The sequence below is a fragment of the Caldimonas brevitalea genome (assembly GCF_001017435.1).
Taxonomy (GTDB): domain Bacteria; phylum Pseudomonadota; class Gammaproteobacteria; order Burkholderiales; family Burkholderiaceae_C; genus Caldimonas; species Caldimonas brevitalea.
On record NZ_CP011371.1, the window covers coordinates 1,665,951 to 1,692,603 of the forward strand.

The following is a 26,653-nucleotide window of genomic DNA, read 5'->3' on the forward strand; positions in this document are numbered from 1 at the left end:
GGGCGTGCGTGCGTTCAGAAGGGCAGCAGCTTACGCCAGGCACGGGTCAGCACACTGGTGGCGATGTACCGACCATAGGCCGGGTAGCCGATGTCGTCAGCCATCAGATCCATATGTTTGCCGGGCGCGTTGCGCAGTTTCGGCAAGGCCCTGAGGAACAGAGGCTCGCACAGCCGCGGGAAGATCAGGCGGCGCAGCTGGTTGGCGATGCGGAAGTCGGCACTCAGGCGCCGATACGCGGGCAAATAGGCCGCCAAGGCCGGCTGACCCCGCTGCAGTGCCGCTGCCACGGCGAGGGCCGCCTGCTGACCGCTCAGCATCGCAAAGGCGATACCCTCGCCGGTGATCGGTTCGACCAGGCCCGCCGCGTCGCCGCACAACAGCACATTGCCGCGGCCGGGCGTGCGCAGGTAGTCGCCGTAGGGAATGTGGTGGCCCTTGATGCGGGCGCCGGGCAGCGCGCCGAAGCGCTCGACGAGCAAGCGGCGGAACTCGTCCTTGAGGTGGGGGTTGTGCACCTGCAGTCCGCCGAGGCCGACGGTGAGTGTGTCCCGCTTCGGGAACACCCAGCCGTAGCCCCAGCGTGCGCGTCCGAAGTAGATCTCGGGCGCCCCGTCCTCGCTTGCCGGCAGTCCGTCGCGAGGCACTTCCATTTCAAGCCCGAGCGCGATGGTGCGGGGGTCGAAGGAGCGGCCGAACAGCGTGCGCGCGACCGTGCTCTTCACGCCGTCGGCGCCGATCACGGCGCGGGCGCTGAGCCGGCGGCCGCCGGACAGTTCGATGCCGGGCTGGTCCGTGTCCACGCGTTGCACCGCCGAGCCGAGCAACACCTCGGCACCGCTCGCGGCGGCCTGCTGCAGCAGCAGCGCATCGAAGTGGCGGCGGGCGGTGAACTGCAGCAACTTGTGATCGCGCACCTCGTTCAACATGCGGCCGTCGCGGCCCAGCAGCCGCAGACCGTGTGCGCGGGCCTCGATCACGGCGTCCCACGGTGTGTCGAATACATGGCGATACACCTTCTGGGCCCGCAGCGTCAGCAATCCGCCGCACAGCTTGTCGCGAGGGAAGACGTCCTTGTCGACCAGCGCGACGCGCAGGCCGGACTGTGCGGCGGTGCGTGCTGCAGACGAGCCGGCCGGGCCCGCGCCGACGACGATCAGGTCGAAATCGCACTGGCAGATGTCTTTGCTCAAGTCTTTGCTCACGTCCTGGCTCGCAGTCGGCAGCGATTGTGCAGGAAAGCGGCGTCGCCACCCGCCCGGCTGTCGCAAGCCGACACGCTGACCTGTTCGCTTTCGCAGTAAGCTCCGCGCGCAGGCAGATGGAGATCGAGATGACACAAGCACACGACGGCCACCAGACCATCACCCTAGGCGGTGGCTGTTTCTGGTGTCTCGAGGCGGTGTACGACCGTGTCGACGGCGTGGTCGATGTCGAATCGGGCTATGCCAACGGCGCGGTCCACAAGCCGAGCTACGAGCAGGTGTGCAGTGGCGACACGGGACATGCCGAAGTGGTGAAGGTGGTGTTCGATCCTCAGCGCATCACGCTGCGCGAACTGCTCGAAATCTTCTTCGTGATCCACGATCCGACCACCCTCAACCGGCAGGGCAACGACGTCGGCACCCAGTACCGCTCCGGCATCTATTTCCATACGGTGGAGCAGGAGCAGGTGGCGCGTGAGGTGATCGCCGAGCTGAGCACCGCCTACTCGGCACCGGTGGTCACCGAGGTCAAGCCGGTCGACAACTACTGGCCCGCCGAGGCCTACCACCAGAACTATTTCGAGCAGCATCCGAACCAGGGCTATTGCGCCTTCGTCGTCGCCCCCAAGGTCGACAAGTTCCGCAAAACCTTCGCGCACCGCGTCAAGGGGGGCTGATGGTGTTGTACCGGATGCAGGCGGTAGCCCGCCCGTCGGCGGCCTCTTGATATGCTGACCGCCTTGGCCAGCGTGCGCGCCACGCTGTACGCAGCGCCGTCTGGCCGTTGACCCTCCACATCATGTCACCGCTTCGGGCTCGATCCACCCACAAGACCGCCGCCTGGCTGCTCGCCAGCGCGCTGCTGCTCGTGCAGGTGTTGGGCCTGGTGCACGGTGTGCAACACGCGAAGCGCGGCCCCGCGTTGGCCACGGTCGTGGCCCAAGAGGTCGGCGGCGCTGCCGCGGTGGGCGACGATACTGCCTTGTTCGGCCACCGCGCCGACGATCCCGCCTGCCGTCTCTATGACGGTCTGGCCGGCGCCGACCTGGCGCTGCCGGACGCCGTTGCATGGGCCCGGTGCACGCCGGACGCGCTGCCACCGCCGCTGCCGCGGGCGTTCACGGCCGCCATCGGCAGTCGCCATTTCGACGCCCGCGCCCCGCCGAGAGGCTGAGCCCCTGCCTCAGTGGCGCCTGTCTCCAGGCGCCGTGCCGGCGCCTGTCCAACCGCAGGTGCCGCCGCCTCGGCCCGTGGGACCTCCCGCGGATCTGCTTTTCGGGCTGCGTGCAGGTCACGTCGGCCTTGCTTCGTCTTGTCATCATGAAATCATCCGTTTCCGGCCGCCGCGCGCGTCTGCCGGCGTTGGCCGTCGTTGCCACCACCGTTTGCCTGCCTTCCCATGCCCAGACCACGGCCACCTCCGACACCCGCTTGCCGCAGGTGGTCGTCACCGGCAACCCGCTCGGCAGCCGCGACCTGGTGGCCCCCGTCACGGCCTTGTCGGGCACGCCGCTGCTGTTGCGCCGCGGCACGTCGTTGGGCGAGACCCTGGATGGGTTGCCCGGCGTGTCGTCCACCTACTTCGGGCCCAACGCCAGCCGCCCGGTCATTCGCGGGCTGGACGGTGACCGCATCCGCGTGCTGAACAATTCGGGCGCATCGCTCGACGCCTCCAGCCTGAGCTTCGACCATGCGGTGCCGATCGACCCGCTGGTGGTCGAGCGCGTCGAAGTGCTGCGCGGCCCGGCCGCCTTGTTGTATGGCGGCAGTGCCGTGGGTGGTGTCGTCAACACCCTCGACAACCGTATCCCGCGCTCGCCGATCCAGGGGGTGAGCGGGACGGCCGAACTGCGTGGGGGCGGCGCCGACCGCGAGCGCGGCGGTGCGGCCATGGTCGAAGCCGGCAACGGCCGCTTCGCCGTCCATGCCGACGTGTTCTCCCGCGACACCGACGACTTGCGCGTGCCGAGCTACACCCCGCGGGCCGACGGTGAGGCGCGGGCGCGCACCGACCGCGTGGAGAATTCGGCCAGCGATGCCAAGGGCGGCGCCTTCGGCGCGGCCTACACCTCCGAGCAGGGGCATCTCGGCGTGTCGGTCGATCGCTACGAGAACGACTACGGCGTGGTGGTCGAACCCGAGGTCAACATCCGCATGCAGCGGGACCGCTATGCGTTGTCCGGCGAGCGGCGTGAACTGTCGGGGCCGTTGCGCGCACTGCGTGTCCAGTTCAGCCACACCGACTATCGCCACGACGAACTGGAGGGCGCCGAGGTCGGCACGCGCTTTCGCACCCAGGGCAACGACGGTCGCGTCGAACTCGAACATGCGCCCCTCGGGCCCTGGCGCGGCGTGCTCGGCCTGCAGTTCGAGCAGTCGCGGTTCTCGGCGCGCGGCGAGGAGGCTTTCGTGCCAAGCACGCGCAGCCGGCAGCGGGCGCTGTTTCTGGTCGAAGAACTGGCCGGGACGGCCGGCAAGCTGAGCGCCGGTGTGCGCGTCGAGCAGATGCGTGTGGCGTCGGCCGGCGACGAGGCCGGCGGTGATGAGGAGGAGGAGGCGCGCTTCGGGCCTGCCGACGAACGCCGGTTCTCGTTGCGCAGCGGGTCGGTCGGCGGCCTGTTGAATCTCGCCCCGGCCTGGCAGCTCAGCTCCAACCTCAGCTACACCGAGCGGGCGCCGACGTTCTATGAGCTGTATGCCAATGGCCTGCACGTGGCCACCGCGGCGTTCGAGCGCGGTGATGCGCAGCAGCGCAAGGAGCGGGGTGCCCACCTCGACGTCGGCCTGGGCTGGCAGCACGGCCCGCACAGCTTCAAGGCCAGTGCCTACACCAGCCGCTTTTCCAACTTCATCGCGCTGCAGGGCACGGGCGAGAGCGTGAGCGAGGAAGGCGAAGAAGGCGAGACCGTGAGCTTCCCGGTGTACGCCTTCCAGGGTGTGCGGGCGCGCTTCTGGGGCCTCGAGCTGGAAGGCCGCCGCCGTCTGTTGGACACGGGCTCGACGCTGGACCTCGACGCGCGTGCCGACCTGGTGCGGGCGCACAACCGCGACACCGGTGAGCCACTGCCCCGCATTGCACCGGCCCGGCTACGGGTGGGGCTGGCATGGGCACGCGCTGGCTGGACCGCCAGGGCCGAGGTGGACCATGCCGCGCGGCAGTCACGGGTGCCGTCCGACGACGTGGCCACTGATGGCTACACCTTGCTCAACCTATCGGGCACGTATCGCTTCAAGCTGGGGACGAGTGACGCGCTGTGGTTCGCCAAGCTGAACAACGTCACCGACGAACTGGGCTACAACGCCTCGTCGATCCGCACCGTGCGCGAGCTGTCGCCGCTGCCGGGGCGCAGCTTGAAGGTGGGGCTGCGGGTGAGCTTCTGACATCGCATGCGAGTCGGCGCCACAGCGGCGCCGCTTCTCGCCCGGTGGGTGCGGCCGGCCTCGGCCGCTGCGGCTCACGGTGCCAGTCGTTCCTTGAGCCAGGCCCCGTCTTGCAGCCGGTAGCGCAGGCGGTCGTGCAAGCGGGACTTCCGTCCTTGCCAGAACTCCCAACAGTCCGGCAACAGCCGGTAGCCGCCCCAGTTGGGAGGGCGCGGCGGGTGGAGCGCGAACTGCGCGCTGTACTTGGCGGCGTTGGCCACCAACACCGCCCGCGACGCGATCACCTGGCTCTGAGGCGACGCCCAGGCACCGATGCGCGAGTCCAGCGGGCGGGAGTGGAAATAGGCATCCGACTCTGCGTCGCTGAGCTTTTCGACGCGGCCTTCGATGCGAACCACGCGCTCCAGCTCGACCCAATGGAACTGCAAGGCCGCGTACGGGTTGTGCTCCAGGTCGCGGCCCTTGCGGCTGTCGTAATTGGTGTACCAGACGATGCCGCGCGCGTCGTAATCCTTGATCAGCACCACTCGCGTGGAGGGCCGGCCGTCGGGCCCGACCGTGGCCAAGGTCATCGCGTTGGCCTCGGGCACATGCGCCGCCAAGGCTTCTTGCAGCCACTGATCGAACTGCTGCATCGGCTCGCGGCCGGCCGCGGTCTCGTCCAGTTCGGCACGTTCGTAGCTCTTGCGAAGGTCGGCGATCTTGCTCATGGCCGCCAGTATAGGCAGCTGAAAGCGATGTACGGCCGGAGCCGGGCGCAGGGGCTGAGAGCTGTACGCGCTCGCGGCCACGCCGCCTTCGCCACGGACATCCCGAGCGGCGATGGGCGTCGGGCCCCGGTGTTTCACCATGTCACCAGCAGCGGGTACGGAACCTGCCGTTCAGCCGCCTGCGGGCCGGCCGCGAGCGCGCGGCCGAACCAATTGCACTTAAGGCTGTCAACTGGAGGTAGTTTCAGGGGCGGGCAACTCCGTAGGGGCAGATCCCAGTTCCCGGAACGGCGGCCGGCTCACATCCTGACGGTGTCCCCTCGATGGGCGAGGGCTCGTCATTCACCAGATAGGAACGCCGGATGAAAGCCGTACCGGTGGTGGTCGTCCTCGCAGCCGGGGCTGGCACGCGATTCACAGGGCATCCCCACAAGCTGACTCAACCGTTCGCGAACTCGACCGTGCTCGGCACCACGCTGGCGCAGGTGAAGGCGGCCGGTATGCCCCTGGTGGTGGTCACCACGCCGCCATTGCAAGACACGTTGACCCTATGGGTCGCCCGCGAGGATGTGGTGGTGGTGCCCGAGGCGCCGCGCCTGCGCGCCGGGGCGCCCTCACCGCTGGGCATGGGCTACTCGATCGCTGCGGGTGTCAGGGCCCGCGGTGATGCACCCGGCTGGATGGTGCTGCCGGGCGATATGCCGCTGGTGCAGCCGGGCACCTTGCGTGCCGTGGTCGAGGGGCTCACGCACCATCCGATCGCCTATGCGCAGTACCGGGGGCGACGCGGTCACCCGGTCGCGTTCGCGGCGGAGTTGTTTTCAGAACTGGCCACGCTGACCGGCGACGTCGGCGCACGCCGCATCGTCGCGCGCTACCCGAGCCTGGCGGTCGACGTGCACGACCCGGGCGTGCTGATGGACCTCGACACCGAGGACGACCTGCAGCGCCTACGCGAAATGGAGCCGGGCCGGCCGCACAGCCCGCCACAGCCCGAAGGCCGGGCGACGCCGGCCTGAGGCGTGGTTCACAGTAGCCGGTGGGCGCGGGCGAGCGACAGGACGGCCGCCACGGCCCGGTCTTCGATGCCATGTGCCCGCAGACAGGTGTCGGTGCGCAGTACATAGTCGAGCGTGGTGCCGTAGCGCCCGCAGGCCTCGCTGAGGATCTGCAACAAGCGCTGAGGCGGCAGGTTGCCGGTGTAGTTCGGGCTCTGGCGGCTCAGGGTGAAGGCGAGGGCCCGCACAGGGCCTTGGGCCGTGTGGCAAGGCAGCCAGCGCGGGTCGTAGACGCCGGTGGGCATCTCGCGGCGCCACAGCTTGTGCAGTTCGTCGAGCGCCTGCGCCTTGGGCACCCGCAGCACCATGCCCTTGCAGGTGCCGCCGGAGATGAGCGCGAACACCAGCCCGGGGCAACCCGGCGTGCCGCGGTTGATGCGCGACCACATCTTCAGCGCACGGTGATAGCCCTGCACCTTGGCCAGGCGGTGCTCGGTGTGCTCGACCTCCGGGTTCCAGATCAGCGAGGCATAGCCGAACACCCACATGTCCTCGTCCGGGTTCCATCCTTGCAAGGTCTGCTGCAGCAACGCCTGCGGATCGCGGACCGCCGGCACCTCGAGGGTGGCGGCATCATCGGACGGTGGGCGGGACGGCAAAGGATCGGGCACGGCAGATGGGCGTCGGGCGGGCAGACACCACGAGAAACACAGACGCCTACTATGATCGCGCACAAATGAAGCTGACAAGGGAGTCGTGCAGATGATGGTTCCAAACGAGCAGGCCCCGCCTGTTTCCGAGGTGGGTGTCGCGTCGGTACTCGGCGCGGCGCTGCTGTTGGCGGTGCTCGGGTACACGGCCCGCCAGGCGGTGCAGATACCGTCGGTGCCGGCCCCCGCGCCGGTGGAAGCCACGGCCCCGGCGCCTGCGGCGGTGCTCGGCAGCCTGCGGTTCGTCGACAACTCGACCTCGCTGCCACCCGAGGCCCTCGACCTGCTGGCCCGGGCCGCCCAGGAGGCGCGCACCAGCGGGCGCAACATCGTGATCGCCGCGCGTCACCGCGCGGTGGCCGACCCGGAGGCCGTGCGGGCCCAGGTGCTGCGGGTGCAGCATGCACTCGAGGCCAACGGTGTCTCGCCGGCGCAGTTGCTGCTCGCCACCCCTGACCCCACGCTGCGGACCCGCGAGGACGGCGCGCAGATCGAACTGCGGCTGCAGGACTGACGCGCGCGCCGGGCAGTGGAAGCGAGCGAGCGGCAGGGGCGGGTTCGGGGCCCAGTTCGAGGGGCGCGGCAGTTCGCCCATGCCTGCGCCACACCCGCTTGCCCCCCACCGCGCCCTGCAACACCACTCGCCTTGGGGCCATGACCCCGTACCGGGGTCGGACGGGGCTGCGTTGATTTGACGATGTAACTCGGTTACCTAATAATCGTCCGACAAGTTACATCCGCTCTTCAGCATTCCACGTATGAATCCCGTAATCGTCGAAGTGACCGAGCGCATACGCGAGCGCAGTGCGCCCACCCGCCGCGCCTATCTCGAGCGCGTCGCGCTCGCGGCCAACCGGCCGCGCGGGTCCGACCGCATGGGCTGCGCCAACGTCGCGCATGCCTTTGCGGCACTGCCCGATCAGGCGAAGTTCCGTGTTGTGGCCGAGCGCGCGCCCAACATCGGCATCGTCACCGCCTACAACGACATGTTGTCGGCCCACCACCCCTATGAAAACTATCCGGCGCTGATCCGCGACGAGGCGCAGAAGCAGGGCGCCACCGCGCAGGTGGCGGGCGGTGTGCCGGCGATGTGCGACGGTGTCACGCAGGGCCTGCCCGGCATGGAGCTGAGCCTGTTCTCGCGCGACACGATCGCGATGGGCACCGCCGTCGCGCTGTCGCACGATGTGTTCGATGCGGCATTGCTGCTCGGCATTTGCGACAAGATCGTGCCCGGCCTGTTGATCGGTGCCTTGCACTTCGGCCACCTGCCTTGCGTGTTCGTGCCCGCCGGGCCGATGTCGTCGGGGCTGTCCAACAGCGACAAGGCCAAGGTGCGGGAACAGTTTGCGCAAGGCCTGGTGGGCCGCGACAAATTGCTCGAGGCCGAGTCGCAGGCCTACCATGGCCCGGGCACCTGCACCTTCTACGGCACCGCGAACAGCAACCAGATGCTGATGGAGGCCATGGGCCTGCATGTGCCGGGCGCCGCCTTCGTGCACCCGCATGCCGAGCTGCGTGAGGAATTGACCCGCGAGGCCGTGCGCACCGCGCTGCGCAATGTCAAGGCGCGCCGCTTCACGCCGATCGGCGAGTTGGTCGACGAGCGTGTGATCGTCAATGCGATGGCCGCGCTGCTCGCCACTGGCGGCTCGACCAACCATTTGATCCACTGGGTGGCGGTGGCGCGCGCGGCCGGCATCCTGATCGACTGGGACGACTTCTCCGACCTGTCCGCCGTGGTGCCGCTGCTCAGCCGCGTCTACCCGAACGGCGCGGCCGACGTGAACCAGTTCCAGGCCGCCGGCGGCCCCGGCTTCGTGATCCGCGAGTTGGTCGAGCATGGCTACATGCACGCCGATGTGCTCACCGTGGTCGAGGGCGGGCTGAAGGAATACGGGCGCCTGCCGGTCAAGAGCGAGGGCCGTTTGATGTGGCACGACCTGCCGGCGCGCAGCGGCGACGAGGCCGTCGTGCGCACCGCGACGGCGCCCTTCAGCCCGCAGGGCGGGCTGAAGCTGTTGAAGGGCAACCTGGGGCGCTCAGTGATCAAGGTCTCGGCCGTGCCCGAAGAGCGGCACATCATCGAAGCACCGGCGCTGGTGTTCGACAGCCAGGACGGCTTGCAACAGGCCTTCCAGGCCGGTGAGCTCGAGCGTGACTTCGTCGCGGTGGTGCGCTTCCAGGGGCCGCGCGCCAACGGCATGCCCGAGTTGCACAAGCTGACGCCGCCGCTGGCCGTGCTGCAGGGCAAGGGCCACTGCGTCGCCCTGGTGACCGACGGCCGCATGAGCGGTGCCTCGGGCAAGGTGCCGGCCGCCATCCATGTCAGCCCCGAAGTGCTGGCCGGCGGCCCGCTCGGCAAGGTGCGCGACGGCGACCTGATCCGCCTCGACGCCGTGGCCGGCACGCTGGACGCGCTGGTGGACCCGGCCGAATGGGCCGCACGCGAGGTGACGGTCATGCCCCCGGCCCTGGCCGAGGTGCATGCACATGGGCTGGGCCGCGAACTGTTCGCCGGTATGCGACGCAACGTGTTGACCGCCGAGGAAGGCGCCTGCACCTGGCTCTGAGCCGCTCGACCGCTATGCAAAGGACAACATGAACACGCTGGAACTGGCCGCGCACGGCCCCGTCATCCCCGTCATCGTCATCGACCGGCTCGAAGACGCCGTGCCGCTCGCCGAAGCTTTGGTGGCCGGCGGCGTCAAGGTGCTCGAAGTGACCCTGCGCACGCCGGTCGCGCTGCAGTGTATGGAGGCCATCGCCCGCTCGGTGCCGGACGCCATCGTCGGCGCCGGCACGGTGCGCAACGGCGTCGATGCGAAGGCAGTGCGCGAAGCGGGTTGCCATTTTGCGGTCAGCCCGGGCTACACGCCGGAGATCGGCCGCGCCTGCCAGGACCTCGGCCTGCCGCTGCTGCCCGGCGTGGCGACCGCCAGCGAAGTGATGACGGCCAACGCCGACGGCTATCACTTCCTCAAGTTCTTCCCGGCCACCGCGGCCGGTGGCATCCCCTTGCTGAAGGCGTTCTCGGGGCCTTTTCCCGACGTGGCGTTCTGCCCGACCGGCGGCATCACGGTCGAGACGGCACCGCAGTTCCTCGCGCTGCCCAACGTCAAGGTCTGTGGCGGCTCGTGGCTGACGCCGTCGGAGGTCGTGAAGGCGCGCGACTGGGCCGCGATCACGCGGCTGGCGCAGCAAGCGTCGGCGCTGCGCCGCTGACGTCTGCGCCGGTGTTCAGCTCGGCCGGCGTTCGATCAACTCGATCTTGTAGCCGTCCGGGTCGGTGACGAAGGCGATCACGGTGCTGCCGCCTTTCACCGGGCCGGCTTCGCGCGTCACCTGCCCGCCGTTGGCTTTGATCTTTTCGCACGCGGCATAGGCATCGGGCACTTCGATGGCCAGATGGCCGTAGGCGGTGCCCAGATCGTAGCGGTCGACGCCGTAGTTGTAGGTCAGCTCGATCTCGGCATGGTCCGGGTTGCGCCCGTAGCCGACGAAAGCGAGCGAATATTGCTGCTCGGGACGGTCGGTGGTGCGCAGCAGCTGCATGCCCATCACGCGGGTGTAGAAGTCGATCGAGCGCTGCAGGTCGCCGACGCGCAGCATGGTGTGGAGGAGTCTCATCGTGGTGTGGCCTGGGCGGGAAGATCGAGGATAAAGCAGGTGGTCGACGCATGGGCGTAAAGCGTCCCGTCGGGGCCGGTCAAACGTCCTTCGGCGGTGCCCATGCGGTTCCCTGTGTGGATCACGCGGCCTTCGGCGCGCACCAGCGGCACCTTCTCGGTCAAGGCTTTCACGTAGTTCAGCTTCAGCTCCACGGTGGTGTAGGTCTTGCCCAGGGGCAGGGTGGAGTGCACCGCGCAGGCCACGGCCGAATCGAGCAAGGTGGCGATCCAGCCGCCGTGCACGGTGCCCAGCGGGTTGTAGTGCCGGAACAGCGGGCGGCCCTGGAACACGACACGGCCGCGCTCTGCCTCGACAATCAGATAGTCGAGCGTGCGGCTGATCGGCGGCGGCGGCAGTTCGCCAGCCAGCATCGCCTGGAACACCTCCAGGCCCGTCTTGCCTTGCAGTTGGTCGAGGCGGCTCAGTCCGGGGTCCATCAGCCGGGCGCGCACTTCGGCTTCGCGGCTTTGCCAGGCCGCCAGCTGGTCGGTGGCGGAGGTGGCAGCGGCAGACGTGGGGGCGGTGGGCGTGACGGTCGTGTTCATCGTGGCTCCTGCAAGGCCGGTGGCGGTCGCGGGGAAGAATAATTGCGGGTACAAGTGTTGCAGGTACAATATACAACATGTCAAAGAAACGCACCGATGACGCAGTCCAGACCGCCGAGGTGGCGACGCCGCGCGGCTGCACCAACCTGAAATTGCGACAGCTGACGCGGGCGGTCGGGCGCCACTACGACGCGGCGGTGGGGGCCACCGGGCTGAAGGGCACGCAGTATTCGCTGTTGTCGCACGTCGTGCTGCAGGGGCCGGTGAAGCCGTCGGTGCTGGCGGCCCAGCTCAAGCTCGACCCGTCTTCGCTGACCCGCAATCTGCAGCCGCTGGCGGCACGGGGCTGGGTCACGCAGGGCCCTGGCGACGACGCACGCAGCCGGCTGGTGCGAGCCACCGAGGCCGGCATCGCCAAGCGGGCGGAAGCGCAACGGGCGTGGAAGCAGGCACAGCTGGCGATCAACGCAAGGCTGGGACCGGCGCGTGTGGTGCAGCTGCATGCGCTGCTCGATGAGTGTCTGGCCTTGCTGGACGAGGCCGATGCGCAGGCCGCGGCGGGCGAGTAGGGCGGCCTCCCGCGCAGCGATGGCCGAGGGCCGCAGCTGATATCGTGGCGGCTGCCGCCACTTCCCCGTCGATCTTCGCCATGCTCACGCTGTTCACTGCCGCCATCGTGCTCGGGTTCGTCTTCAACGCGGCCCCGGGGGCGGTTTTCGCCGAAACGGTGCGCCAAGGTGTGCACGGCGGCTTCAAGCCGGCGTTCGCGGTGCAGCTGGGTTCGCTGGTGGGCGACGCCTTGTGGGCGGTGCTGGGGCTGGCGGGCGTCGGTCTGCTGCTGCAAAGCCCGGCATTGCGGCTGCCGATCGGCGTGGCCGGGGTGGTCTACCTGCTGTGGCTGGCCTGGGACTCGTGGCGTGCGGCCAACCAGGAGTTCAAGGTCGACGCGGGCGGCGCGGTCGAAGGGCGCCGCGCCTTGCGCGCCGGCGTGCTGCTGTCAGTCACCAATCCGCAGAACATCGCCTATTGGGCGGCGCTCGGCAGTGCGATGGGCGCGGTGGGGGTGCACCAGCCGACGACGACCGACTACGGCGTCTTCTTCGCCGGCTTCATGACGTCGTCGGTGCTCTGGTGTTTCATCTGCGCGGCACTGGTCGACCGGGTGTTCCGCGGTGTCGGCCGCCATTGGGCGCGTGCCACCTATCGCGCCTGCGCGGTGGCATTTCTGGCCTTGGCCCTGTCGTCGCTGCGCGACCTGGTGGTCTCGCACCAGCAGACTGCGCTGCCGGGGCAGCCGCCGGCGCAGCACGGCCGGCCCTGACGGGTGGCCGTGCCGTGCCCGGGCCTCAGAAGGCCGCGTAGACGAGGTTCTTGAACAGGCTGCGGTAATGGTCGCGCTGGCCCGGCGCCTGCATCATCCAGATCGCGATCAGCCGCTCGCGCGGATCGACCCAGAAATACGTGCCGCCGAGGCCGCCCCAGCTGTAATCGCCGATCGACCCCGCGTTGGACGCCTCGCCGGCCGTCACCCGCACACCGAAGCCGAGCCCGAAGCCGTAGCCGTCGCCGGGCAGGTAGCCGGTGGTGGCGCCCGGCACCTGGCTCTTCAGGATCACATCGGTGCCGAGGTGGTCGCTCGTCATCAACTCGACCGTCTTGCGTGACAGCAGCCGCACGCCGTCCACCTCGCCACCGTTGAGCAGCATCCGCGCGAAGGTCAGGTAGTCGCTCGCGGTCGACACCAGGCCGCCGCCGCCCGACTCGAACACCGGCGGGCGGGTCGCGTCGAGCAAACGCACCGGCTGCTTGGTGTCGGGGTCGAGCTTGAAGGGTTCGGCCAGGCGTGCGTGCTTGTCGGCGGGCAGGTGGAAGCCCGTGTCGGTCATCTTCAAGGGCGTGAAGATGCGCTGCTGCAGGTGCTCGCCGAGGGTCTGTCCGCTGACCCGCTCGATCAGCGCGCCCAGTACGTCGGTGGCGCGGCTGTATTCCCAGGTGGTGCCGGGTGCGTAGGCCAACGGCAGGGTGGCGAGGCGGCGCGAGAACTCGGTGTTGTTCAGCTTGCCGTGCTCGACGCCGGCCTTCAGGTACTCGGTCTTGATGGCCGAGCTGCCGAACACGCCGTAGGTCAGGCCGGCGGTATGGCGCAGCAGGTCCTGCACGGTGGGCAGGCGCGGCGACGGCACGCGTTCGATCACTGCGTTGCCGGCGGCGTCCTTTTTCTCGATGCCCAGGCTCAGGTTCTTGAACTCGGGCAGGTGGCGTTCGATCGGGTCACCGAGCTGCACCTTGCCCTCCTCGACCAGCATCATCACCGCGACCGACACGATGGGCTTGGTCATCGAGTAGATGCGGAAGATGGTGTCGGCCGTCATCGGCTGCTCGAGCTCGGGATTGCGCTTGCCGAGCGCGGCCTGGTGCACCACACGCCCGTCTCGCCACAGCAGCACGACGGCGCCGGGCAGGCGGCCCTTCTGGATGTCTTGCGACACCACCTGGTCGAGGCGCTGCAACGCGGGCCCGTTCAGCGGGCGGCTGTCGGGAGCGGAGCCGCCGGGGCTGGCGCAACCCCCGAGCAGCGCACCGGCGCATACCGTGCACAAGGCCAGGCCGTGTTTCACGCGGTCGAGCGTGGTCGCATCCGTTGGGGAGTGGGTTTGCAAGTCTGTCTCCGTTTGTGTCTTGTACGGAGGCGACAAGCTAAGGCGCGGGTTGGGGCGCTGGTGTCACCTGTGCGTCACCCTTAGGGAAGACCACGGGCGGCAATTCCGCAGCGTGGCACAGGGCCACGCACACCGCACGGCCGCTCCGCCTGGCGGAAGCGGCGAACGCAGGGTCAGCGCTGGCCTGCGCCCGAGGCAGCCGCACCCGGTGCCCCTGGCCTGCAGGCGGCGCGCAGTTTGGCGCTGCGGGTTTCATAGCGCGGCAAACGCGGGTCGTCCTGGCGCTCCTGCTCGTTGCGCCACGCGGCTACCGCGTCGTCGGCCAGCGTTTTGTCGTCGAGCTTGCGCATGCCGTCCGCGAGGCATTCGCAATTGGGCGCAGCGCCGGCGCTGTTGCCGTTGCGCTTGGCCTCGGCCTGGCACAGCGCGCCGATGTGGTCGCGCAGCGTGAGAGCCGAGCAGATGCGGGTCTGCTCGGTCAGGAAAGGCTGGCTGACACGCCGGTTGCCGCTGCGCAGGGCCTCGGTGATCTTGGCGTCCGCATGTTGGCGGATGCGCTCGGGCAGACAGCCGCACAAGGCGTTGCGCTCGAGTTGCAGGCGCAGCCGGTCTTCCTCCGCGTCGGCGTGGCGGCCGTTGGCCGTGCCGAGCCGCTGGGTGAAGCTGGCTTCGCAGTCGCTCTGCATGCCTTTCAGGTACTGCGCCAGCCATCCGGGGTCGGGCGTGGCGGGCGGGGCGGCGAGGGTAAGCGCAGGCAACCCTGCGAGCAGCGCCCCGGCGGCCAGGCGGCGCCATCGGGAATGCGAGGTGTTCATACGGGACGACCCTTGGTATACGTGTGGTGGTCTGCAGACGGTCGCCTGCGTCCTCCCGCGCGGGTAGGCGCAGGGCCGTGCAGCGGCGCGGCCGTGTCTCCTGGGTGACTGGCCGAACGCGGCGCAACGATAACCATTTCATCTTCGACACGGCACGCCGAGTTTGCAACGGGTGTCGCCAAGCGTGTGCGACGCGATGACCTGCGAGGTCATCGCCCACTGCGGCGACCCGTGTGATCCTGCCGTGTCCTTTTGTGGAGCTTCCCGTGAACCAGCCCCTCGACGAGAACAACGAAACCATCGCCCACCGGGTCTGCCCTCTTTGCGAGGCCTGCTGCGGGCTCGAACTGCGGGTCTCGAACGGCAAGGTGACGAGCATCCGCGGCCATGAGGCCGATGTGTTCAGCCGCGGCTACCTCTGCCCCAAGGGGGTGGCGCTGAAGGACCTCCACGAAGATCCGGACCGGCTGCGCACGCCCTTGATCAAGCGCGACGGTCGTTTCGTCGCGGCCAGCTGGGACGAAGCTTTCGACGAAATCGAGCGGCGTTTGATGCCGCTGTTGAACGAGCACGGCCGCGATGCGGCGGCGGTGGTGCTGGGCAACCCGACCGTGCACAAGATGGGCGTGGGGCTCTACGGGCCCCGCTTTCTCAAGGCGCTCGGCTCCAAGCAGGTCTATTCGGCTTCCACGCTCGACCAGATGCCCAAGCAGCTGAGCAGCGGCTTGATGTTCGGCCACTGGCTGTCGATCCCGGTGCCCGACATCGAGCGCTGCGACTTCCTGCTGGTGCTGGGTGCCAACCCGGTTGCCTCCAACGGCAGCCTCTGGACCGTGCCCGACTTCCGCGGCAAGGCGAAGCAGATGCGCGCGCGCGGCGGGCGCATCGTGGTGGTCGATCCCCGGCGCACCGAGACGGCCGAGGTGGCCGATCGCCATCTGTTCATCCGTCCGGGCAGCGACGTGTTCCTGCTGCTCGGCATGGTGCACACGCTGTTCGACGAGGGCCTGGTGAAGCTGGGCCGGCTGGCGCCCCATGTGGCCGGCGTCGAGGAAGTGCAGCAGGCGGTGGTCGGCTACACGCCCGAGCGGATGGCCGCGCGCTGCGGCATCGACGCGCAAGAGATGCGCGAGCTGGCCCGCGCTCTCGCGGGGGCCGAGCGGGCGGCGGTCTACGGCCGGCTGGGCACCTGCACGCAGGAGTTCGGCAGCTTGTCGAGCTGGCTGGTCGATGTGCTCAACGTGCTCACCGGGCATCTCGACGAGCCGGGTGGTGCGATGTTCCCGAAGGCGGCGGCCTTCGCGGTCAACACCGCGGGGCGCCCGGGCAGCGGGCGCGGTGTCATCACCGGCCGCCACAAGAGCCGCGTCAGCGGCGCGCCCGAAGTGTTCGGCGAGTTCCCGACCACCTGTCTGGCCGAGGAAATCGAAACGCCAGGGCCGGGGCAGGTGAAGGCGCTGGTGACGATCGGCAGCAACCCGGTGCTGTCGGCACCGAACGGCCCGCGCCTGGCGGCCGCGCTCGACCAGCTCGACTTCATGCTGAGCGTCGACATCTATCTCAACGAGACGACCCGCCACGCCGACGTGATCCTGCCGGGGCTGTCGGCGCTGGAGGAAGCGCACTACGACGTGGCCTTCCCGCAGCTGTCGTACCGCAACCATGCGCGCTACAGCCCGGCGGTGTTTGCGCCGCCGGCCGGCGCCTGGCCCGAGTGGCGCGCGCTGACCCGCTTGACCGGCATCGTGATGGGGCTGGGGGCGCGGGCCGATGTCGATGCCCTGGACGACCAGCTGACGCTGGAGCAGCTGCGCCGCAGCGCCGGCGAGCATGCCGAAGCGATGTTCGAGGCGGTGTCGGCCGTAGCATCGCGAGGGCCGGAGCGTTTGCTCGACCTGGCGCTGCGCAGCGGCCCTTACGGCGATGGTTTCGGTGCAAGGCCCGACGGCCTCAGCCTCGCCAAGCTCAAGCAGGCGCCGGACGGCATCGACCTGGGCCCGCTGGCGCCCCGCATCCCCGAGGTGCTGCGCACGCCCTCGGGCCGCATCGAGCTGGCGCCGCCGTCGCTGCTGGCCGACCTGCCGCGCGTGGCGGCCGACCTCGAGCGCCCGGTGCCCGACCTGGTGATCGTCGGCCGGCGCCAGGTGCGCTCGAACAACAGCTGGATGCACAACCTGCCGACGCTGGCCAAGGGCCCGGTGCGGTGTACCGTGCTGGTGCACCCGCACGATGCGCAGCGGCTGGGCTTGCGCGATGGGGCCACCGCCCGCATCGCAGGGCGTTCCGGCCGGAGCGTGGAAGCCCCCGTGCAGGTGAGCGACGAGATGATGCCGGGGGTGGTGAGCCTGCCGCACGGATGGGGCCACGACCTGCCCGGCTCACAGCTCAGCGTGGCGGCACTGCGGCCCGGCGCTAACCTGAATGCGCTGCTCGACGACGGCGTGCGCGACCCGCTGTCGGGCAACGCCGTGCTGGGCGGCGTGCCGGTGACCTTGTCCGCGCTCGCCTAGCGTTGCAGGCTGGCGCCCGCGGTTCGGCGTCTTACTTGCCGCTGGCGCCGCGCGCCTTGGCGACGGCGGCCTGTACCTCGTTCCACAGGTCCATGCCGACGTTCGAGGCGATGCTCGCATTGACCCGCGTCAGCCGGTCGCGCATGCGGGCGGTCTCGGCCGGCGACAGCTCGTTGACCTGCATGCCCTTGGCCTTCAGATCGGCCAGGGCCTTGGCCGCCTCGTCGCGGGTGTCCTGGCGTTCGAAGTCGCGGCTCTTGCGGGCCGCGGTGAGCAGCACGTTGCGCTCGGCCGGCGTCAGGCCGTCCCAGTATTTCTTGCTGACCAGCACGATCCACGGGCTGTAGACGTGGTTGGTGACGGTGAGGTATTTCTGCACCTCATAGAACTTGCTGGACAGGATGGTGTTGTACGGATTCTCCTGGCCGTCCACCGCCTTGGTTTCGAGCGCGGTGAACAGCTCCGAGAAGGGCAGCGGCACGGCGTTCGCGCCCAGGGTCTTGAAGCTGTCGAGGAAGACGTTGTTCTGCATCACGCGCAGCTTGATGCCGTTGAGGTCTTCGAGCTTCGCCACCGGCTGCTTGTTGTTGGTCAGGTTGCGAAAGCCGTTCTCCCAGTAGACCAGGCCCACTAGGCCCTTCTCCTGCAGCTTGTCGATCACCTTCTGGCCGACCGGCCCGTCGAGCACGGCATCGGCTTCACGGGCGTTGTTGAACAGGAACGGAGTGTCCCAGACCGCCATCTCTTTGGTGATGCCGACCAGCGTGGCGGTCGAGCCGACCATCATCTCCTGCGCGCCGCCGATGAGGGCCTGCTGCATCTGGATGTCGGAGCCGAGGGCGGCCGCGCCGATGGCCCGCACCTTCATCTTGCCGCCCGACGCCTTTTCGACCTCGCGGGCGAACAGCTCGACCGCCCGGCCCTGGTTCGACTCCTTGTTCAGCCCGTAGCCGAAGCGGATCATTCTTGGCTTGATGTCCTGCGCCTGCGCGGCGGCAGCGGTGGCGAGCGCGATGCCGAGTGCGGCGACGAGGCGAGTGAGGTGGGTCATGAGGTGATCTCCTGAACAAGAACAACAAAGGGAGTTAGTGCAGCCACTTCAACGGCGCCAGGACCAGCTGCGGAAAGGCGACGAACAGCACCAGCAGCAGGAAGTACATCGCCAGGAAGGGCGTGGTGCCCTGGATCACCGTCGCCATGCGCAGCCGCCCGACGCCGGCCACGACGTTCTGCACCGTGCCCACGGGCGGCGTGATCAGACCGAGGCTGCCGACGTAGATGAACATGAAGCCGAAGTAGACCGGGTCGATGCCGGCCTTGGCGGCGAGCGGCGCGCACACGGGGGCGAAGATCAGGATGGTCGGCGTCAGGTCCATCGCGGTGCCGACGAACAGCAAGAACACCATCATGAGTGCCATGAACAGCAGCGGGCTGTCCATCGCCGGGGCAAACACCTGCGCCAGTTCGTTGGGCAGGTCGGCCAGCGTGATCATGTAGGCCGTCACGGTGGCGGCACCGCACAGGAACATGACCACGGCGGTGGTCTTGCTGGCCGAGACCAGCACCCGATAGAGCCCGCGCAGGTTGAGTTCACGGTAGACGCAGGTCGACACCAGCAGGGCGTAGACGGCCGCGACGACGGCGGCTTCGGTGGGCGTGAACACGCCGCCCTTCAGGCCACCCAGGATGATCACCGGCATCATCAGCGCCCACAGGCTGCCGAGTAGCGCGTGCAAGCGTTCCGGCCATGAGGCGGGCGGCAGGGGTGCAAGGCGGTGGCGCCTCGCGATGGCATACCAGGCGCACAGCAAGAACAGTCCCATCATCAGCCCCGGGAAGATGCCCGACAGGAACAGCTTGCTGATCGACGTGTTGGTGGTGACACCGTAGATCACGAAGGGCATCGACGGCGGGATGATGGGCGCGATGATGCCGCCCGACGACAGCAGCCCGGCGCTGTAGCTGTCGGGGTAGTGCTGCGAGCGCATCATCGGCAGCAAGAGGGTGGCGAGCGCGGCGGTGTCGGCGATCGCCGAGCCGCTCATCGACGCGAGCAGGATGGCGGCGCCGATCGCGACGAAACCGAGGCCGCCACGGATGTGGCCGACCAGGCTGCGCGCCAGGTCGATGATGCGCCGGCTCAAGCCGCCCGCGTTCATCAGCTCGCCGGCCAGGATGAAAAACGGCACCGCCAGCAGCGGGAAATTGTCGAAACCCGCTTGCAGGTTCTGCGCCAGCAGCTGCGGGTCGAAGAAGTCCAGGTGGTACATCAGCGCCACGCCGGTGAGCAGCAGCGCATGGGCGATCGGCATGCCGATCAGCATGCCGGCCAGCAGCACGCAGAGAAAGATCGCGGTCACGAGCATGGCCGCCTCACTCGACGTGGGTGTCGGCCGACCCGAGGGGCGCCTCGCCCCCCACCACCACCTGGTGCAGCAGCACCGCCAGCATGCCGATGGCCAGCACCAGCGTGGCGGCCGCGGCGAGTGCGAGCGGGTAGCCGATCACCGTGCTGTGGCTGTCCAGGCCCGCCTGCACCTGCCGCCACGAGCCCTGGGTCACCAGCACCAGGACGTAGGCGATGCCCAGCCGGGACAGTGCGGTGCACCAGCGTCGTGGAGCCGCGCGCAGACGCGACGTCAGCAGGTCGAAGCCAAGGTGCTGCCGTTCGCGCGAGGCGACGATGGCGCCGATGCACACCAGCCAGACGAACAGCAGGCGGGCCAGTTCTTCGTAGAACACGATGCCGGTGTCGAAGGCATAACGCAGCACCACGTTGACGAACACGGCGAGCACCATGCCGGCGAGACCGAGGGCCATGGCCGCTTCGGCGACGCGCTGCAACAGCGCCCCGAGACGGCGGCCGGTGGCGGCGGGAGGGGAGGTGGTCATCGTGCAACTCCTGCGACTGGCCAGGCGGGCAAGTGTCCGGCGGGCGAGCGGTTCGACCGAACGAGCCGGCACCAATCGGTGCCAGCGCGGCCGGACGGCAGCTGGGTAGGGGCCGGCGCGAAGGCCGCCGGCTGTCTCAAGGGCGGCCCCCGGCCGCAAGCCAGCTCACCACTTGCGCCGTCAGTGCGTCGAGCGGCTGGGTGGCATCCACCCGCAACACGCCGGGCTCTCCGACCGGCGACTCGAGCGCGGCGAACTGGCTGGCGACCAGCGAGGGCGAAAAGAAGTGCGCGCCGCGCGATGCGACCCGCAGGTGTGCGGTGGCGGGGTCGAGGTCGAGGAAGACGAAGCGCAGGCCCGGCTTGGCCGCGCGCAGCTGATCGCGGTAGCGGCGCCGCAGCGCGGAGCAGGTGAGCACCACACCGCCCTGGTGCGCCGAGAGCATGGAGGCGAGGCGCTCCAGCCAGCCCTGGCGGTCGGCGTCGGTCAGCGCGATGCCGGCGCGCATCTTGGCCACGCTCTCGGCCGCATGGAAATCATCACCTTCGATCAGCGGCCACCCCAGCGCGTCCGCGCAGCGAGCCCCAAGGCTGGACTTGCCGCACCCCGCCACGCCCATCACGACGAGTGCGGCCGGATCGGGTAGTGAACGGGTAGCGCTGTCCATGCTCATGACGTATTGAAGGGGGGTGCTAAAAGCTCAGGATAGGCTCGAAAACATGCTTTTGTAAGACCAATTCGGCTCGTGGACGGTGCCATCCCCTCGTGACACACGCGGCGCGTGCTTGTGAAGAGGGGTTGGTAGCGCTATCCTACGCGCCAGCCCTGGAAAACGTATAGGTGAAACCCGAGGATGACGACTCCCACGCGCCGGCGCCGCTCGAGCGGCAGGATCACCCTGCAGGATGTGGCACGTGAGGCAGACGTCAGCCCGATCACGGCATCGCGCGCCTTGCGCAACGAGCGCGGCGTGGCCGCCGAACTGGTCGCGCGGGTGCAGGACGCCGCGCAGCGCCTCGGCTACGTCCCCGATCCGGCGGCGCGCGCCTTGGCATCGGCCCGCAGCACCCATGTGGTGGTGCTGGTGCCCTTGCTGTCGAATGCCCTGTTCGTCGACCTGCTCGAGGCCGTGCACCGGACCTTGTTTCCGGCCGGCTACCAGGCCTTGATCGGCGTCACCCATTACGACCCGGCGGAGGAGGAGCAACTGCTGCGCAGCTATCTTGCGCACCGGCCGGCCGGGCTGCTGGTGACGGGCTTCGACCGTACCGAAACAGCGCGGCGCCTGATACAGGGCAGCGGGCTGCCCTGCGTCCACCTGATGGAAGCGACCGAGACGCCCGGGGTGTATTGCGCCGGTTTTTCGCAGCTCGAGGCCGGCGCCGCGATCACGGAGCACCTGTTGGCGCAGGGCTACCGTCGTATTGCCTTCGTGGCTGCCCAGCTCGACCCGCGCACGATGCAGCGTGCAGAGGGCTTTCGCCGCGCCTTGCGCGGAGCGGGTTGTTATGACGCCCGACTGGAACTGCTGTGTCCCGAACCGTCGTCGATCGCGCTCGGTGGGCGCTTGCTGGAAGAACTGCTGCAGACGCGCCGCGAGGTCGAGGCGGTGTTCTTCTGCAACGACGACCTCGCCCAGGGAGGTCTGCTGGCCGCCCAGCGGCTCGGTGTGGCAGTGCCGGGCCGCCTCGCGGTGGCCGGCTTCAACGATCTGGCCGGCAGCGACCAGATGATCCCGCCGCTGACCACGGTGCGAACGCCTCGCTACGAAGTGGGGGAGGCGGGAGCGCGCATGCTGTTGCAGCTGATCCGCGGGGAGGTGCCGGCGCCGGGTTGCGTCAAGCTCGGGTACGAGGTGGTGGTGCGCGACAGCACCTGAAGGCGGACGGCCACCTCTAACGCCTGGATACAGGGCCTCGTCCGCTACACGCTAGGGTGCACGGGCGTGCCCTAGCTAACGAAGCATCAGCGCACCTTCCGCAGCACCTCTGGTCGGCCATGCAGGTCGGCCTTCCTCTGCGTTTCTCCCTCCGAAGCCAAGGTCCCGGACGTGCGGCGCGATTCGGATGTCCCCGTGTTGCCTGCAGCGACGGCGCGGGAATTGCGTGTGTTTCTGTTGCAGTTGTTTGCTATTGGTGCCGTTTCGTATATCGCAGGAGAATCAGATGAAGCAGGGGCGGTTGAATTGGCTCGATTCCGCGCGGGCGTTGCTGATGCTGCTCGGCATTCCCTTCCACGTCGCGATGGCCTATTCGATCGCCACCGACTGGTGGGTGTTTTCGCCCGAGAAGTCGGCCGTGTTGTCGTTTTTCGCCGCCACGTCGAACACGTTTCGCATGCACTCGTTTTTTGTCGTCGCCGGCTTTTTCAGCTTTTTGATCCTGAGCCGGCGCGGCCCGAAAGAGTTCGTGCGGGCACGCCTGACACGTCTGGGCCTGCCCTTGCTTACCGCCTTGCTGCTGCTGGGGCCGCTGCACGCGCTGCTGATGACCTGGGCCGGGCCGATGCGGATCGAAGGGGAGCCGATCGCGCGCGCCTTCATCATCGACGGCCAGATCACCGACCGCCCCGGGCTGCACCTGGTGGCCCACCTGTGGTTTCTGATCGACCTGTTGCAGTTTTCCTTGCTGACGGCACTGCTGGCGCGCTTCGGGCTGGTGCGCGGCATCGAGGCGCTGGCGCGTCGCCTGCAAGGCATCGGCCCGCTGGGCGTGGCCGCCTTGCTGGCCGCCCACGTCGCCTACAACATCGCCTGGACCGGCCTGGGGCAACTCGGCATTGCCTTGCCGGGCTATTTCTGGGGCGGTGTCAGCACGCACACCTTGTTCATGTTCGCGCCTTACTTCATCGCCGGCCTGGTGTTCTGCGCTGACCGCAGCCTGCTGTTCCGGGCGCTCACCTGGACCAAGACGTCGGTCGGTATCGCGCTGGTGTTGCTGCTGCTGGGCGGCGTCGTGATGACCTTGTGGCACGACGGCGGCACGGCGTGGCAAAAGGCGTTGCGGGTGGTTGTGCGCCCCCTGGCCGCCTGGTCGGGCTTCCATCTGGTGGTGGGTGCCTGCTGGCGCTTCCTCGACATCGAGCATCGCCTGGTGAAGCAACTGGTCGACGGCGCCTATTCGATCTACCTCCTGCACCACCCCATCGTGGTCGCGCTGGCGATTCCGCTGTGTTTCGTGCACCTGCCGCCGCTGCTGGAGTTCGCCGCCCTGACCGCGGCCGGCCTGGGGCTGTCGTGGGGCCTGCACCTGGTGCTCGGCCGCTTCTGGCTCTACCGCCTCTTCTTCAACGGTGATACCGCGGCTCGGCCACGTCGTCGCGAAGCCGCCCCGCTCGCGTCGGCCACGCCCGACTGACCCGTCGCACCCAGCGGGCGGCCAGTACCAGCGGCGCTGCCGCAGGCATTGGCCGCAGCGCTTGCGCGGGCCTATCCCGCCCCTTATGTTGGCCCGACCCGCTTCCCCTCGCGCACAAGGAGCCCAGCATGAGCATTCCCCGCACCGACCCCCGCGACATCACCGACGTGGTGCCGCGTCCACCGGCGATCGGGCCGCGCCACAACGGCGCGTTCGATCCGCTCGGGCAGTGGCTCAGTCTGTGCGACGCTTACACGCGCACCACCTTCGACTCGGCCGAGCAGGTCAGTGCGGCCTGGGCCGAGATGCAGGCGCTGTGGTTGTCGCCGCTGCAGTGGTGGATGCCCTCAGCGGGGCGGTGGATGCCGAACGCCGCCGAGGCGGTCCGCGACCAGGATGCCAGCAAGCTGGTGGCAGGCACGATGCCTCCGCAACCGTTGCAGGAGGCGACCCGCGAACTGATGACCGTGGGGCTGCATTCGCTGGGCGACTGGCGACGCTGGTGGGGGCCCTGGGCCGCGTGGCCCGGGGTGGTGCCGAACGATAGCCGTGCGTCCTAGGCCCACGCGCCGTGCCCCACACCCGGACCGGCGCGTCATTCCAGGTCCTCCGGCCCGGCGCGCAGCGAGGCCCGCGCAGATCGGGTGCCGGCAAACCACCTTCACGCAACGCTTGTTGCATGCTTGTCCACGACGTGCCCGGGTGCTTCGATTGACTTGACACACGCCGGCTCGCCCAATGCCCCTTTTGACCACGAGGACGAGGCCCGCCCGTGCGGGTCCAAGTCCTGTCCATCTCTCGCAATAGGAGGCTGACGATGAAGAACCCGAGCCCTTCGCAACCGACATCCGTTCCACCCGAGACGGTTGCGACACCCACGGCCGCCGCGGCCGCGGCGGCCGCAGCAGGCGCTTCCAGCGCCGCGGCAGATGCGGCGGAAACCGCCGCCCGGCGGGTGCCCGGGCCGCATGCACTCGACGCCTGGGCGGAACTCGGCAAGACCCAGCTTGCCGGCGTCATCGGGCTGGCGCAGTCGCTCGCCAGCGGCGCACAGTCCTTGCGGGAAATGCAACTCCAGGCGGCCCGCCAGGCTCAGCAACGGTATGAAGAGGCTGCCACGCGCGTCGGCAGTGCGCGCGATGTGGGCGATCTTTTCGGCATCCAGGCGCAATTGCTGCGTTCGGCGGGCGAAGGCGGGCTGCAGTACTGGATGGGCTACTTCGACACCCTGAACCGGGCCCGCAACGAGGTCGCCAACCGCCTGGCCAGCAGCCTGGCCGAGTGGCAGAAGACCAGCCTCACCGCGGCGCAGGAATGGGCCGGCAACACGCAGGCGGTGACGTCGGCAGCTTCCGGTGCAGCCGGCAGCGGCCCGCGCAGCTGGACCCCCGGCGCGCTCGGCTGGCCTTCACCGGACGCGGCGCAAGGTGCTCTCGGTTGGGCCACTTCCGCATGGGACCAGTGGCTGGCGCAGGCCAACAACTGGCAGCGCAGCGTGGGACGGCAGGCCGCCGACATCGCGGCTTCTGCGACCGGGCAGGGGCCCGTGCACTGACCTTCTTCCGATCACGCCGCCACACAGCGCCGGCCGGGCCCTGCCTGGACGGCGTTGAGTGCCACCACAGAGGCGGGGGAGAAGAGGAATGACACGGGGCCCGTGCTGACACGGGCCCCGAAGCGATGCCGCGGGTGCGGCGCTAACGTCAACGGATGGCGCCGCTGCGAGCGTCGGACTCGGCTTCCGAGTCCTTGCCCGGCCACCAACTCGTCGCTTCACCTTCACCGACCGGGCCCCTCAGTTCCGAGCCTGAGAAGTTCTCGTCGGTGTTAGCGCGTGGATCCGCCTGGCGACCCTGGGACTGATAGTCGGAGGGAGAGGCGCTGGGGCCCCGGCCGCTGGTGGCGGCATCGCTTTGGCCGCTCATCGTGCCTTGCTGGGTGGTCGCGCCCTGGCCGCCTGTCGGGGTCGAGCCCGTGTTGCCTTGCGACGGCGCAACGCCTTGCTGGGTGCCGCTCAGCGGCGGGCTGGCGGGGTCGGTTACCGTGCTCTGCGCGTAGACGCTACCCGAAGCGAACAACGCGGCGACAACACAGCCCAGCAGATTCTTTTTCGATTTCATCTCAGCATTCCTTTCCTGCAGTTGAACGGTGCCCGGCGTTGCCGCCGGTCCTGAGAAGGCGCTCGAGGGGGAAGAACCCTGTTCCCGTCACGCTTCATGGGAGCAGAGCAGACATCTGCATCAGGTGAACTGCCTTTCGTATCCCACGCATCTGTTACAGCAGCCAGCATGCCCGTGGAAACCCGCACCCTACGGGGTTTCCCTGATTCGGCTACGGCAGAATTTGCCGCCCGCGTGCAGCTTGAACAGCATCAGGTGGGTGCCCCGCCGCGATAGGCCAATTTGCAGCGCTGAGCCACCCACTGCACAAAGTCGGCCGCCATCTCGGCCGAGATCTCGTGTCCGCCCGGGTAGTCGCGGTAGAGCAGCTGCACGCGGTGCTCGGCAAGGGTGTGAACGGTGTCGACCGCGTGCTCGGAAGGGATGACGTCGTCGGCCCCGCCATGGGCCACGAACGCCTGCAGCCGCGACAGCTGGCCCCCCGGCGCCAACTGCCACTTCACCTGCGGCAGGATGCGCCCGCACAGCACGCCGATCGCGGCCACCTTGTCAGGACGGGTCAGGCCGACGCTGGCGCTCATCACGCCCCCCTGGCTGAAGCCGGCGACATAGACCTGCCGGGGGTCGAAAGGGTGGGCGAGGCGCAGGTGGGTGAGCAGTTGCAGCAGTTGCTCGCGCGCTGCTTCGGCCTGGTCGGCGTTGGCCCGCAAGCCCAGGCCGGTCTGCTGCATGGTGTACCAGGCGTAGCCGCCTTCCGGCTGTGCGATCGGGCCGCGGACCAGGGCCACATGCAGGTCGGTCGGCAAGGAGGCGATCAGCGGTGCCAGGCTCATCTCGTCTCCTCCCACGCCGTGCAACAGGACGAGCAGGGGGCGGCGGGTGGCGGACGCGTGTGCGGCGCGCCATCGATAGACCAGGGGCATGTAGTCGGCGTGCAAGGGGCCGCTGATGCCGGGGCGGCCCGGGTCGAAGCTGTGCATGGGGGCGTCCAGTAACAGAAGACGACGGAAGCGAGAAACGCCCGCGGTCGCCAGCGCGGCGAACCCGTGGGAGCGGGCGCGGGGCCAGGCGCGAGGCAG

27 protein-coding genes are annotated in these 26,653 nt (G+C 68.9%); 14 read left to right on the top strand and 13 right to left on the bottom strand.

Annotated elements, in window-relative coordinates; translation table 11 throughout:
- Positions 1-14 precede the first annotated feature (14 nt).
- Positions 15-1,205, bottom strand: a complete 1,191-nt coding sequence (locus AAW51_RS07260; protein WP_053013407.1) for a geranylgeranyl reductase family protein — start codon at positions 1,203-1,205, stop codon at positions 15-17.
- A 128-nt stretch (positions 1,206-1,333) separates the two neighbouring features.
- On the opposite strand from AAW51_RS07260, the gene msrA reads away from it, so the two are divergent.
- From msrA to AAW51_RS07275, 3 genes are all read left to right on the top strand, one after another.
- On the top strand, positions 1,334-1,882 hold the full coding sequence (gene msrA, locus AAW51_RS07265) for a peptide-methionine (S)-S-oxide reductase MsrA (protein ID WP_047197534.1): 549 nt from the start codon (positions 1,334-1,336) through the stop codon (positions 1,880-1,882).
- A gap of 122 nt (positions 1,883-2,004) precedes the next feature.
- A complete protein-coding gene (locus AAW51_RS07270; RefSeq protein WP_047194067.1) occupies positions 2,005-2,379 on the top strand; it encodes a hypothetical protein in 375 nt (124 codons plus the stop codon).
- A gap of 146 nt (positions 2,380-2,525) precedes the next feature.
- The gene (locus AAW51_RS07275; RefSeq protein ID WP_083438148.1) at positions 2,526-4,586 is read left to right on the top strand and encodes a TonB-dependent receptor; all 2,061 of its coding nucleotides are present in this window, start codon (positions 2,526-2,528) and stop codon (positions 4,584-4,586) included.
- A 74-nt stretch (positions 4,587-4,660) separates the two neighbouring features.
- Here the strand turns inward: AAW51_RS07275 and pdxH are convergent, their stop codons facing one another.
- Positions 4,661-5,296, bottom strand: coding sequence for a pyridoxamine 5'-phosphate oxidase (gene pdxH / locus AAW51_RS07280; protein WP_047194069.1), 636 nt, complete (start codon positions 5,294-5,296; stop codon positions 4,661-4,663).
- Positions 5,297-5,658: 362 nt separating this feature from the next.
- Between pdxH and AAW51_RS07285 the strand changes: the two genes are divergently transcribed.
- Complete coding sequence (locus tag AAW51_RS07285; protein ID WP_047194070.1) at positions 5,659-6,315, top strand: nucleotidyltransferase family protein; 657 nt, start codon at positions 5,659-5,661, stop codon at positions 6,313-6,315.
- Positions 6,316-6,323: 8 nt separating this feature from the next.
- Here the strand turns inward: AAW51_RS07285 and AAW51_RS07290 are convergent, their stop codons facing one another.
- Complete coding sequence (locus tag AAW51_RS07290; protein ID WP_238947783.1) at positions 6,324-6,965, bottom strand: gamma-glutamylcyclotransferase; 642 nt, start codon at positions 6,963-6,965, stop codon at positions 6,324-6,326.
- Between the two features lie 91 nt (positions 6,966-7,056).
- Between AAW51_RS07290 and AAW51_RS07295 the strand changes: the two genes are divergently transcribed.
- The 3 genes from AAW51_RS07295 (at position 7,057) to AAW51_RS07305 (ending at position 10,229) form a co-directional block, all read left to right on the top strand.
- The gene (locus AAW51_RS07295) at positions 7,057-7,518 is read left to right on the top strand and encodes a hypothetical protein (RefSeq protein WP_047194072.1); all 462 of its coding nucleotides are present in this window, start codon (positions 7,057-7,059) and stop codon (positions 7,516-7,518) included.
- Between the two features lie 244 nt (positions 7,519-7,762).
- Positions 7,763-9,577 carry a phosphogluconate dehydratase gene (gene edd / locus AAW51_RS07300; protein WP_047194073.1) on the top strand — a complete coding sequence of 605 codons (1,815 nt, stop codon included), beginning with the start codon at positions 7,763-7,765 and terminating at the stop codon, positions 9,575-9,577.
- Between the two features lie 28 nt (positions 9,578-9,605).
- Positions 9,606-10,229 (top strand): bifunctional 4-hydroxy-2-oxoglutarate aldolase/2-dehydro-3-deoxy-phosphogluconate aldolase, encoded by a 624-nt coding sequence (locus AAW51_RS07305; RefSeq protein WP_047194074.1) that lies wholly within the window; start codon positions 9,606-9,608, stop codon positions 10,227-10,229.
- Positions 10,230-10,244: 15 nt separating this feature from the next.
- Here AAW51_RS07305 and gloA read toward each other — a convergent pair whose 3' ends face one another.
- Together gloA and AAW51_RS07315 are read right to left on the bottom strand one after the other, a co-directional pair.
- Entirely contained in the window at positions 10,245-10,634 is a 390-nt protein-coding gene (gene gloA / locus AAW51_RS07310) for a lactoylglutathione lyase (RefSeq protein ID WP_083438149.1), read from the bottom strand.
- The gene (locus AAW51_RS07315) at positions 10,631-11,221 is read right to left on the bottom strand and encodes a PaaI family thioesterase (RefSeq protein ID WP_047194076.1); all 591 of its coding nucleotides are present in this window, start codon (positions 11,219-11,221) and stop codon (positions 10,631-10,633) included. The genes gloA and AAW51_RS07315 overlap by 4 nt, the downstream gene beginning before the upstream one ends.
- Before the next feature lie 77 nt (positions 11,222-11,298).
- Between AAW51_RS07315 and AAW51_RS07320 the strand changes: the two genes are divergently transcribed.
- Both AAW51_RS07320 and AAW51_RS07325 read left to right on the top strand, forming a co-directional pair.
- Entirely contained in the window at positions 11,299-11,790 is a 492-nt protein-coding gene (locus tag AAW51_RS07320) for a MarR family winged helix-turn-helix transcriptional regulator (protein WP_047194077.1), read from the top strand.
- A gap of 80 nt (positions 11,791-11,870) precedes the next feature.
- Positions 11,871-12,542: a LysE family translocator gene (locus AAW51_RS07325; protein WP_047194078.1), complete on the top strand. Its 672-nt coding sequence runs from the start codon at positions 11,871-11,873 to the stop codon at positions 12,540-12,542.
- A gap of 25 nt (positions 12,543-12,567) precedes the next feature.
- Here the strand turns inward: AAW51_RS07325 and AAW51_RS07330 are convergent, their stop codons facing one another.
- Together AAW51_RS07330 and AAW51_RS07335 are read right to left on the bottom strand one after the other, a co-directional pair.
- The gene (locus AAW51_RS07330) at positions 12,568-13,881 is read right to left on the bottom strand and encodes a serine hydrolase domain-containing protein (protein WP_238947784.1); all 1,314 of its coding nucleotides are present in this window, start codon (positions 13,879-13,881) and stop codon (positions 12,568-12,570) included.
- 173 nt (positions 13,882-14,054) lie between these two features.
- Positions 14,055-14,696, bottom strand: coding sequence for a hypothetical protein (locus AAW51_RS07335; RefSeq protein ID WP_047194079.1), 642 nt, complete (start codon positions 14,694-14,696; stop codon positions 14,055-14,057).
- 266 nt (positions 14,697-14,962) lie between these two features.
- Here AAW51_RS07335 and AAW51_RS07340 point away from each other — a divergent pair, with 266 nt between their 5' ends.
- Positions 14,963-17,206 carry a molybdopterin oxidoreductase family protein gene (locus AAW51_RS07340; RefSeq protein WP_047194080.1) on the top strand — a complete coding sequence of 748 codons (2,244 nt, stop codon included), beginning with the start codon at positions 14,963-14,965 and terminating at the stop codon, positions 17,204-17,206.
- Positions 17,207-17,237: 31 nt separating this feature from the next.
- Here AAW51_RS07340 and AAW51_RS07345 read toward each other — a convergent pair whose 3' ends face one another.
- From AAW51_RS07345 to AAW51_RS07360, 4 genes are all read right to left on the bottom strand, one after another.
- Positions 17,238-18,257, bottom strand: a complete 1,020-nt coding sequence (locus AAW51_RS07345) for a TRAP transporter substrate-binding protein (RefSeq protein WP_047194081.1) — start codon at positions 18,255-18,257, stop codon at positions 17,238-17,240.
- A gap of 34 nt (positions 18,258-18,291) precedes the next feature.
- Positions 18,292-19,572 carry a TRAP transporter large permease gene (locus tag AAW51_RS07350; RefSeq protein WP_047194082.1) on the bottom strand — a complete coding sequence of 427 codons (1,281 nt, stop codon included), beginning with the start codon at positions 19,570-19,572 and terminating at the stop codon, positions 18,292-18,294.
- Between the two features lie 7 nt (positions 19,573-19,579).
- Entirely contained in the window at positions 19,580-20,098 is a 519-nt protein-coding gene (locus AAW51_RS07355) for a TRAP transporter small permease (RefSeq protein WP_047194083.1), read from the bottom strand.
- 136 nt (positions 20,099-20,234) lie between these two features.
- The gene (locus AAW51_RS07360) at positions 20,235-20,765 is read right to left on the bottom strand and encodes a gluconokinase (protein ID WP_047194084.1); all 531 of its coding nucleotides are present in this window, start codon (positions 20,763-20,765) and stop codon (positions 20,235-20,237) included.
- A gap of 186 nt (positions 20,766-20,951) precedes the next feature.
- Here AAW51_RS07360 and gntR point away from each other — a divergent pair, with 186 nt between their 5' ends.
- The 4 genes from gntR to AAW51_RS07380 all read left to right on the top strand — a co-directional run bounded on the left by gntR (position 20,952) and on the right by AAW51_RS07380 (position 25,009).
- Positions 20,952-21,977 carry an HTH-type transcriptional regulator GntR gene (gene gntR, locus AAW51_RS07365; protein WP_047194085.1) on the top strand — a complete coding sequence of 342 codons (1,026 nt, stop codon included), beginning with the start codon at positions 20,952-20,954 and terminating at the stop codon, positions 21,975-21,977.
- 286 nt (positions 21,978-22,263) lie between these two features.
- Positions 22,264-23,454: an acyltransferase family protein gene (locus tag AAW51_RS07370; protein WP_047194086.1), complete on the top strand. Its 1,191-nt coding sequence runs from the start codon at positions 22,264-22,266 to the stop codon at positions 23,452-23,454.
- A 128-nt stretch (positions 23,455-23,582) separates the two neighbouring features.
- Positions 23,583-24,014, top strand: a complete 432-nt coding sequence (locus AAW51_RS07375) for a hypothetical protein (RefSeq protein WP_047194087.1) — start codon at positions 23,583-23,585, stop codon at positions 24,012-24,014.
- A gap of 257 nt (positions 24,015-24,271) precedes the next feature.
- Positions 24,272-25,009, top strand: a complete 738-nt coding sequence (locus tag AAW51_RS07380) for a phasin family protein (RefSeq protein WP_083438152.1) — start codon at positions 24,272-24,274, stop codon at positions 25,007-25,009.
- Between the two features lie 148 nt (positions 25,010-25,157).
- Here the strand turns inward: AAW51_RS07380 and AAW51_RS07385 are convergent, their stop codons facing one another.
- Both AAW51_RS07385 and AAW51_RS07390 read right to left on the bottom strand, forming a co-directional pair.
- Positions 25,158-25,574 carry a hypothetical protein gene (locus AAW51_RS07385; RefSeq protein WP_047194089.1) on the bottom strand — a complete coding sequence of 139 codons (417 nt, stop codon included), beginning with the start codon at positions 25,572-25,574 and terminating at the stop codon, positions 25,158-25,160.
- Between the two features lie 251 nt (positions 25,575-25,825).
- Positions 25,826-26,554 (bottom strand): alpha/beta hydrolase, encoded by a 729-nt coding sequence (locus tag AAW51_RS07390; protein ID WP_053013408.1) that lies wholly within the window; start codon positions 26,552-26,554, stop codon positions 25,826-25,828.
- Between the last annotated feature and the right edge of the window lie 99 nt (positions 26,555-26,653).

Excerpts from the sequence above, each read along its gene's own strand:
- msrA (WP_047197534.1), top strand. The coding sequence starts at position 1,334 with ATGACACAAGCACACGACGGCCACCAGACCATCACCCTAGGCGGTGGC.
- AAW51_RS07270 (WP_047194067.1), top strand. The coding sequence starts at position 2,005 with ATGTCACCGCTTCGGGCTCGATCCACCCACAAGACCGCCGCCTGGCTG.
- AAW51_RS07275 (WP_083438148.1), top strand. The coding sequence starts at position 2,526 with ATGAAATCATCCGTTTCCGGCCGCCGCGCGCGTCTGCCGGCGTTGGCC.
- pdxH (WP_047194069.1), bottom strand. The coding sequence starts at position 5,296 with ATGAGCAAGATCGCCGACCTTCGCAAGAGCTACGAACGTGCCGAACTG.
- AAW51_RS07285 (WP_047194070.1), top strand. The coding sequence starts at position 5,659 with ATGAAAGCCGTACCGGTGGTGGTCGTCCTCGCAGCCGGGGCTGGCACG.
- AAW51_RS07295 (WP_047194072.1), top strand. The coding sequence starts at position 7,057 with ATGATGGTTCCAAACGAGCAGGCCCCGCCTGTTTCCGAGGTGGGTGTC.
- edd (WP_047194073.1), top strand. The coding sequence starts at position 7,763 with ATGAATCCCGTAATCGTCGAAGTGACCGAGCGCATACGCGAGCGCAGT.
- AAW51_RS07305 (WP_047194074.1), top strand. The coding sequence starts at position 9,606 with ATGAACACGCTGGAACTGGCCGCGCACGGCCCCGTCATCCCCGTCATC.
- gloA (WP_083438149.1), bottom strand. The coding sequence starts at position 10,634 with ATGAGACTCCTCCACACCATGCTGCGCGTCGGCGACCTGCAGCGCTCG.
- AAW51_RS07315 (WP_047194076.1), bottom strand. The coding sequence starts at position 11,221 with ATGAACACGACCGTCACGCCCACCGCCCCCACGTCTGCCGCTGCCACC.
- AAW51_RS07320 (WP_047194077.1), top strand. The coding sequence starts at position 11,299 with ATGTCAAAGAAACGCACCGATGACGCAGTCCAGACCGCCGAGGTGGCG.
- AAW51_RS07325 (WP_047194078.1), top strand. The coding sequence starts at position 11,871 with ATGCTCACGCTGTTCACTGCCGCCATCGTGCTCGGGTTCGTCTTCAAC.
- AAW51_RS07335 (WP_047194079.1), bottom strand. The coding sequence starts at position 14,696 with ATGAACACCTCGCATTCCCGATGGCGCCGCCTGGCCGCCGGGGCGCTG.
- AAW51_RS07345 (WP_047194081.1), bottom strand. The coding sequence starts at position 18,257 with ATGACCCACCTCACTCGCCTCGTCGCCGCACTCGGCATCGCGCTCGCC.
- AAW51_RS07350 (WP_047194082.1), bottom strand. The coding sequence starts at position 19,572 with ATGCTCGTGACCGCGATCTTTCTCTGCGTGCTGCTGGCCGGCATGCTG.
- AAW51_RS07355 (WP_047194083.1), bottom strand. The coding sequence starts at position 20,098 with ATGACCACCTCCCCTCCCGCCGCCACCGGCCGCCGTCTCGGGGCGCTG.
- AAW51_RS07360 (WP_047194084.1), bottom strand. The coding sequence starts at position 20,765 with ATGGACAGCGCTACCCGTTCACTACCCGATCCGGCCGCACTCGTCGTG.
- gntR (WP_047194085.1), top strand. The coding sequence starts at position 20,952 with ATGACGACTCCCACGCGCCGGCGCCGCTCGAGCGGCAGGATCACCCTG.
- AAW51_RS07370 (WP_047194086.1), top strand. The coding sequence starts at position 22,264 with ATGAAGCAGGGGCGGTTGAATTGGCTCGATTCCGCGCGGGCGTTGCTG.
- AAW51_RS07375 (WP_047194087.1), top strand. The coding sequence starts at position 23,583 with ATGAGCATTCCCCGCACCGACCCCCGCGACATCACCGACGTGGTGCCG.
- AAW51_RS07380 (WP_083438152.1), top strand. The coding sequence starts at position 24,272 with ATGAAGAACCCGAGCCCTTCGCAACCGACATCCGTTCCACCCGAGACG.
- AAW51_RS07385 (WP_047194089.1), bottom strand. The coding sequence starts at position 25,574 with ATGAAATCGAAAAAGAATCTGCTGGGCTGTGTTGTCGCCGCGTTGTTC.
- AAW51_RS07390 (WP_053013408.1), bottom strand. The coding sequence starts at position 26,554 with ATGCACAGCTTCGACCCGGGCCGCCCCGGCATCAGCGGCCCCTTGCAC.